The 7,596-nt window shown below is 66.1% G+C and carries 6 protein-coding genes; 4 read left to right on the forward strand and 2 right to left on the reverse strand.

What is annotated here, in order from left to right; all coding sequences use genetic code 11:
- The coding region (locus QZ189_RS10070) for a phosphoglycerate kinase (protein WP_296421683.1) at positions 1-1,172 on the reverse strand (1,172 nt) is incomplete at its 3' end.
- A gap of 135 nt (positions 1,173-1,307) precedes the next feature.
- Between QZ189_RS10070 and QZ189_RS10075 the strand changes: the two genes are divergently transcribed.
- Genes QZ189_RS10075 through QZ189_RS10085 form a run of 3 tightly spaced genes read left to right on the forward strand, consistent with a single transcriptional unit; the run spans position 1,308 to position 3,555 of the window.
- Entirely contained in the window at positions 1,308-1,685 is a 378-nt protein-coding gene (locus QZ189_RS10075; protein ID WP_010313477.1) for a universal stress protein, read from the forward strand.
- Positions 1,682-2,581, forward strand: coding sequence for a ribosome biogenesis GTPase YlqF (gene ylqF / locus QZ189_RS10080; protein ID WP_296421684.1), 900 nt, complete (start codon positions 1,682-1,684; stop codon positions 2,579-2,581). The genes QZ189_RS10075 and ylqF overlap by 4 nt, the downstream gene beginning before the upstream one ends.
- Positions 2,578-3,555 carry an RluA family pseudouridine synthase gene (locus QZ189_RS10085; protein WP_247476823.1) on the forward strand — a complete coding sequence of 326 codons (978 nt, stop codon included), beginning with the start codon at positions 2,578-2,580 and terminating at the stop codon, positions 3,553-3,555. The genes ylqF and QZ189_RS10085 overlap by 4 nt, the downstream gene beginning before the upstream one ends.
- Here the strand turns inward: QZ189_RS10085 and QZ189_RS10090 are convergent.
- A complete protein-coding gene (locus QZ189_RS10090) occupies positions 3,500-5,122 on the reverse strand; it encodes an ABC transporter ATP-binding protein (RefSeq protein ID WP_296421685.1) in 1,623 nt (540 codons plus the stop codon). The genes QZ189_RS10085 and QZ189_RS10090 overlap by 56 nt on opposite strands.
- Positions 5,123-5,232: 110 nt before the next feature.
- On the opposite strand from QZ189_RS10090, the gene QZ189_RS10095 reads away from it, so the two are divergent.
- Positions 5,233-7,593: a bifunctional (p)ppGpp synthetase/guanosine-3',5'-bis(diphosphate) 3'-pyrophosphohydrolase gene (locus tag QZ189_RS10095; protein ID WP_296416239.1), complete on the forward strand. Its 2,361-nt coding sequence runs from the start codon at positions 5,233-5,235 to the stop codon at positions 7,591-7,593.
- Positions 7,594-7,596: the final 3 nt, after the last annotated feature.

Here is a 7,596-nt window from a genome sequence, read left to right on the forward strand (position 1 = left end):
ACCTTGCCTTCCAGCAGCTCGAGGCTGGCGCCACCGCCGGTGGAGATGTGGGACATCTTGTCGGCCAGGCCGGCCTTTTCCACAGCAGCCACGGAGTCACCGCCGCCGATGATCGTGCAGCAGCCCTTACCGCTGATGTCAGCCAGGGTGGTGGCGATGGCGTTGGTGCCGGCGGCGAAGGCGTCGAACTCGAACACGCCCATGGGGCCGTTCCAGATCACGGTCTTGCAGTCAGCCAGGGCGTCCTGGAAGACCTTGACGGAATCGGGACCGATGTCCAGGCCCATCCAGCCGTCGGGGATGGCATCCACCTTGGCCACCTGGCTGTTGGCGTCGGGGGCGAAGTTGTCGGCCAGCACCACGTCGGTGGGCAGCAGGAACTGAACGCCCTTGGCAGCAGCCTTGGCCTCGAGCTCCTTGGCCAGCTCCAGCTTGTCCTCTTCCACCAGGCTCTTGCCGACGGCCATGCCGCGGGCCTTGTAGAAGGTGAAGATCATGCCGCCGCCGACAAGGATCTTGTCGCACTTGTCGAGCAGGGCCTCGAGCACGCCGATCTTGGAGCTCACCTTGGAGCCGCCGACGATGGCCGCCAGGGGACGCTTGGGCTCATCGATGGCGCCCTGCAGGTACTGCAGCTCCTTCTCCATCAGGTAGCCGGCGACGCTGGGGCTCAGGTACTGGGTCACGCCCTCGGTGGAGGCGTGGGCACGGTGAGCGGCACCGAAGGCGTCGTTGACGTACACATCAGCCAGGCTGGCCAGCTTCTTGGCGAAGTCGCCTTCGTTCTTCTCTTCTTCGGCGAAGAAGCGGACGTTCTCCAGCAGCACGACGTCGCCATCGGCCATCGCAGCGACCTTGGCTTCGGCGTCAGGGCCGATGCAGCTGTCGGTCTTGACCACGCCCTTGCCCAGCAGTTCGCTCAGGCGAGCGGCCACGGGGGTCAGGCGCATGCCCTCGTTCACCTGACCCTTGGGACGACCGAAGTGGGCCGAGAGGATCACCTTGGCGCCCTTGCCCACCAGATCATTGATGGTGGGGAGGGCAGCGCGGATGCGGGTGTCATCGGTGATGGCGCCGGCGTCGTTCAGGGGAACGTTGAAGTCGACCCGAACCAGCACGCGCTTGCCGCGCAGCTCGTCAGCGGAAAGGCTGGCCAGGGAGCGCTTCGCCATGGGTGAGACAAGGGGGTAGAGGTCGGGCGAATTTAGCGGGCCAGTCAAGGGTTGCCCCGTTTTTGCGCTCAGCGATGGCTTTGCTGGCCCCCCGCGCTGTCGGCGCTAGACAGAGGGTGCACCGGCCAGCCGGCCATGTTTGAGATCGTTCTCTTCCCCATCGACCGCAGCCGCCAGGCTGCTGAAACCGCTGCCTTCGCCCTGAAGTTGGCCCAGCAGCACGACAGCCGTTTGGTGCTGCTCTCCGTGGTTGAGCCCGGTCAAGACGATCCCGCTGCTGTGGCTGCGTTGTTGGAGGACGCCCGCGGTCGCTTCCAAGAGCAGGGCGTCAGTTGTGAGGTGCTCGAGCGCGAAGGAAAACCGGCTTTTGTGATCTGTGATGTGGCCGATGAAATCAATGCCGATGTGATCGTGATGGGGACCCGCGGGCTGAGCCTCGAAGCGGAGGACGCCCCCAGCACGGCCTCCCGTGTGATTCAGTTGGCCCCTTGCCCCGTGATGGTGGTGCCGTGAGTGAGCTGCTGAGTAGCGCGGCCCCGTCGATTCAGTGGTATCCGGGCCACATCGCCAAAGCAGAGCGCGCGCTCACCGACAACCTGGCCAAGGTCGACTTGGTGATCGAGGTTCGCGATGCCCGCATCCCGACGGCCACCGGCCACCCCCGTTTGCAGCGTTGGATTCAAGGCAAGCAACATCTGCTGGTTTTGAACCGCCGCGACATGATTCCAGTGGCGGCGCGGGAGGCCTGGGACGCCTGGTTCCGCGGCCAAGGCCAGACCCCTTGGTGGAGTGATGCCAAGGCCGGCACGGGGGTCAAGCAGCTGCAGCAGGCGGCGATTCGAGCGGGGGATTCCCTCAATGAGCGTCGCCGGAATCGCGGCATGCGCCCAAGGCCCGTGCGGGCGTTGATGCTGGGTTTCCCCAACGTCGGCAAGTCCGCCCTGATCAATCGCTTGGTGCGCCAAAAAGTGGTGGACAGTGCCCGCCGCGCTGGCGTGACCCGCAGCCTGCGCTGGGTCCGGCTTGGCCAGGACTTGGACCTGCTGGATGCACCAGGGGTGTTGCCCCCTCGCCTGGATGACCAGCTCGCTGCCCTGCGTCTGGCGCTCTGTGACGACATCGGCCAGGCGGCCTACGACGGAGAGGCCGCCGCCATGGCCTTTGTCCACATGCTCGCGGCCTTGGAGGCAGCGGAGACCTCCGGGGTCAAGCCCGGCCTGCTGGAGCGTCGCTATGGCATCCCGGTCGAGACGCTGCCAGGGGAGGGCGCGCCCAAGCCGGATGTCCATGGCTGGTTAACGGGAGCGGCTGAGCGGCATACCAGTGGCGACACGGTGCGAATGGCCCAGCGGTTCCTCGATGACTTCCGCCGGGGCATGCTCGGACCGATTGCCTTGGAGTTGCCGTGAGTGGTTTTGGGGAAGGTGAAGGGGAGCTGCTGACGCTCACCTACCCCAAACCTCTGCCGATGCGATTGGACCGCTGGCTCGTGGCCCAACGCCCCGAGCAGAGCCGGGCCCGGATTCAGAAGTTCATCGACGCGGGCTATGTCCGCGTCAACGGAGTCACGGGCCGCGCCAAGACCCCCCTGCGTCTGAACGACACGGTGGAGTTGTGGATGCCGCCGCCGGAGCCCCTTCCCTATCTGATCCCCCAGGACATCCCCCTGGATGTCCTCTACGAGGACGAGCACCTGATCGTGCTCAACAAACCGGCCGGGCTCACGGTCCACCCGGCCCCTGGGAACAAGGATGGGACCCTGGTCAATGGCCTGCTGCATCACTGCCCCGATCTACCGGGCATCGGCGGCGAGATGCGTCCGGGGATCGTTCATCGCCTGGACAAGGACACGACGGGCTGCATCGTCGTGGCCAAGAGCCAGGAGGCCCTGGTCAAGCTGCAGGTGCAGATCCAGAAGCGCGTGGCGTCCCGGGAATACCTGGCGGTGGTTCACGGAGCCCCGGCCGGGGACAACGGAACGATCGTTGGGGCCATCGGCCGCCATCCCGCCGATCGCAAGAAGTACGCGGTGGTCCATGACGGCTCCGGGCGCCATGCCTGCACCCACTGGACCCTGCTGGAGCGCCTGGGTGATTACGCCCTGATGCGCTTCAAGCTCGACACCGGCCGCACCCACCAGATCCGGGTTCACTGCGCCCACATCGGGCATCCCATCGTTGGGGATCCGGTTTATTCCCGCTGCCGCAAGTTGCCGTTGACCCTGCCCGGTCAGGCGCTCCATGCCTTCCAGCTGGGTCTGGATCACCCGATCCGTAAGGACCGAATGCTGTTTGAGGCCCCCCTGCCGGAGGTGATGGAGAAGCTGCTCAAGCTGCTGAGGCGGCGGGCAGGCGTGGACACGCCTCCACCAGAGTCCGAGTGATGGCGGCCTGGGGCTGGCTGAGCAGCTGATCACCGGGCCCCTCTTCGACGATCTTGCCGCCATCGAGCACCACGACCCGCTGGCAGAAGCCACTGGCCACCGCCAGGTCGTGGGTGACAAAGATCAGCCCCAGACCGAGGCGGTCCTGGAGGGAGCGCAGCAGCTGCAGCACCTCGGCCTGGACTTCGGCATCGAGCATGCTCACGCTCTCGTCGCAGAGCAGCACCTGCGGTTCCAGCACCAGGGCCCGTGCGATGGCGACCCGCTGTTGCTGACCGCCGGAGAGCTGGCGGGGCAGGCGCCCCTCAAAGGCCTCGGGCGGCTGCAGGCCAACGGCCTCCAGCCACTGCCGGGCCTGTTCACGGGCGGCCGCTGGGCTGGCGAGCCCATGGATCAAGAGTGGATCGGCAATGGCCTCCCCCACGGTCATCGCTGGGTTCAGGCAGGCCAGCGGGTCTTGAAAGACCATTTGGATGCGCCGCCGGGCCTGACGCAGGGCCTCACCCCGCAGGCGCATGAGATCAACGCCCTTGAGCTTCACGCTGCCGCCCCGGACCGGCGTCAGCCCCATCAGGGCGCGGCAGAGGGTGCTCTTGCCGCAACCGGAGGCGCCAACGACACCCACGGTTTCGCCGTGGCGCAGCTGCAGGCTGACCCCGTCCACGGCCCGGTACCAGCGGGACTGCCAGGGCAATCCCGGCAGGGGATGCCAGCAGCGCAGTCCCTCCAGCTCCAGCAGGGGAGAGGCATTGGATGGGGCGGGTGTGACACCGCCTTCCCGGGCCCGCGCGGCCCCCACGAGCCGTTGGGCCAGGGGCGATTGGGGTTGGGTGAGCAGGGTGGTCGCTGGGGCCTGCTCCACCAGTCGGCCCTGATCCAGGACGGCGATTTGATCGCACCAGCGCCCGGCCATGGCCAGGTCATGGCTGATCAGCAACAGGGCGCTGCCGGCCTCCCGGCAGAGGTCGCACAGCTCCTGCATGACTTGCCCGGCCACGGCCACATCCAGGCTGGTGGTGGGTTCATCGGCAATGACCAGGGCGGGGCGCAGGGCCATGGCCAGGGCAATGGCGAGACGCTGTCGCATCCCGCCGCTGAACTCGTGGGGATAACTGCTGTAGCGCTCCTCGGTGATGCCGACCCGCTGGAGTAAGGCCCGAGCCCGTTCACGGATTCGTGCCTGCTGCCAGGCCGGGCGGTGTTCGCTGAGGGTGTCGGCCAGGTGCTCGCCGATCGTCATCAGGGGGTTCAGCCGGGTCATCGGGTCTTGGAAGACCAGGCCGACCGCCTCGCCCCGCAGCCGCCGCAGTTCGGAGCGCCTGAGGGTCCTTGGATCCCTGCCCTTGAGCAACAGTCCGCCTTGGCAGCGACTGCCCTGGGGGAGCAGTTGCAGCACGGCTCGGGCCACCGTGCTTTTGCCGCAGCCGCTGGGTCCCACCAGGGCGAGGCGTTCACCCGCGTTCAACTGGAGATGGAGGCCATCGAGGGTGTTGCTCTGGCTCCCCGGGTAGCGCACGCGCAGGCCTTGCAGCTCCAGGACCGCACCGGGATGGGCTGGGGCGGCCATGGTCAGGCAACAGCACTCCACCCAGGCTGGCAGGTGCGGGAAGGGCAAACCCTCACCTGTGGTCGGTTTGTGAGGGCCACTGCATACGATGGTGGAAATCGCAGAGCGCAATGCTCCAGGCGGTGCCCGGTACGGCAGAACGGTCCGCCTCCAGTGGGGCAGCGGCTGCTGCTGAACGCCAGGGCCCAGGAGCGGCGCTCGGCAGACGGATCATCAACAGCCCCGCGGACTACGGCATTGAGCTGCCGGCGTGGCTGCACACCTGCATTGAGCACGTTCCCCCTGGGGTCGGGGAAAGTTGCCCCACCGACACCGAGGCGCTGCTGGCCTCAGCCTTCGACTTCGCGTTTCAGCTCCATGACGGCCAGGTGCGGGCCAGCGGGGAGCCCTACATCTGCCATCCCGTGGCGGTCGCTGATCTGCTGCGTGACATCGGTGCCAGTGCGGGGGTGATCGCCGCTGGATTCCTCCATGACGTGGTGGAGGACACCGAGGTCACGCCAGAGGAGATCGAGCAGCACTTCGGCTCTGAGGTGCGGGGCTTGGTGGAAGGGGTCACCAAGCTGGGGGGCATTCACTTCACCAACAAGACCGAGGCCCAGGCCGAAAACCTGCGCCGGATGTTCCTGGCGATGGCCAGTGACATCCGCGTGGTGCTGGTGAAGCTGGCTGATCGCCTGCACAACATGCGCACCCTCGGTGCGCTCAAGCCCGAGAAGCAGCAGCGGATTGCCCGGGAAACGCGTGAGATCTACGGCCCCTTAGCCAACCGCTTGGGCATTGGTCGCTTCAAGTGGGAGTTGGAGGACCTGGCCTTCAAGATCCTCGAGCCCGAGGCCTTCCGCGACGTGCAGCAGCAGGTCTCCAGCAAGCGCAGTGACCGCGAGGAGCGCCTGGGGGTTACCGCCGACATCCTCAGCGGCAAGTTGTCGTCCGTGGGCTTGGGTGAGTGCGAGGTCAGTGGACGGCCCAAGCACCTCTATGGCATCTGGAACAAGATGCAGACCCAACGCAAGGCCTTCCACGAGATCTACGACGTGGCGGCACTGCGGATCATCTGCCCGAACGTCGAGAGTTGCTATCGCGCCCTGGCGGTGGTCCATGACACCTTCCGCCCGATTCCTGGTCGCTTCAAGGACTACATCGGGCTGCCGAAGCCCAATGGCTACCAGTCCCTGCATACGGCGGTCATTGGTCGCCATCGGCCGATTGAAGTCCAGATCCGCACGGCCGAGATGCACCGGGTGGCGGAGTTCGGCATCGCAGCCCACTGGAAATACAAAGAGGGCGGATCCCCCGCCGCCACCGGATCGGATGCCGAGCGCTTCAACTGGCTGCGGCAGCTGGTGGATTGGCAAAAAGATGGCGTGGGTGAGGACAGCGGGGACTTCCTGCGCTCGATCAAAGAGGACCTCTTTGACGAAGAGGTGTTTGTCTTCACTCCCGGTGGAGATGTGGTGGGCCTGCGCAATGGCTCAACTCCAGTCGACTTTGCCTATCGCATTCACTCCGAGGTGGGGAACCACTGCCAAGGGGCACGCATCAACGATCGCCTCTGCCCTTTGGCAACGCCGCTGCAGAACGGCGACTTCGTTCAGATCCTGACCTCCAAGACGGCTCACCCCAGCCTGGATTGGCTCAATTTCGTGGCCACGCCCACGGCGCGTAATCGCATTCGCCAGTGGTACAAGAAGAGCCATCGTGAGGAGAACATCCAGCGCGGCACCGACATGCTCGAGCGCGAGCTGGGTCGTGATGGGTTTGACGCCCTCCTCAACGGCGAGGCGATGGCGAAGGTGGCGCGCCGTTGCAACCTCGTCGGCACCGAGGATCTGCTCGCGGCCATTGGCTTTGGTGGCGTCACCCTCCATCAAGTCCTGAACCGCCTGCGGGAGGAGCTGCGCCTGGCCACCGAGGCCGAGGCCCCGGTCATCAGCGATGAAGAACTCGCCCGCAACCTCACCCAGCAGGGGGAGCAGACCTCGGGGCCATCGACTCCCCTGACGGGCCATGGCGACGCCAGCCCGATCCTGGGTCTCGAAGGCCTCGAATATCGCTTGGGCGGCTGTTGCAGTGCCCTCCCTGGCGAGGCGATTGTCGGCACGGTCGCCCTCGGCAACCACGGCATCACCATTCACCGTCAGGATTGCTCCAACCTCGGTTCAGTGCCGGCTGAGCGCCGCCTGCCGGTGCAGTGGAATCCCCAGGTCAGTGATTCCCAGCGTCGCCGCTATCCCGTTCAACTGCGGATTGAGGTGCTCGACCGGGTGGGTGTGCTGAAGGACATCCTCACGCGCCTGTCCGACCACCGCATCAATGTCAGCGATGCCCGGGTGCGCACCAATCCTGGCCGCCCGGCACGCATTGACCTGAAGGTGGAGCTGGAGAGCGCGAATCAGCTGAGCAACACCATGGATCAGATCCGCTCGATGGCCGATGTGCTCGACATCGCCCGCGCCGGCATCGGCTAATCC

The sequence above is a fragment of the Vulcanococcus sp. CPBay_Sum15L08_68 genome (assembly GCF_017855895.1).
Classification (GTDB): domain Bacteria; phylum Cyanobacteriota; class Cyanobacteriia; order PCC-6307; family Cyanobiaceae; genus Vulcanococcus.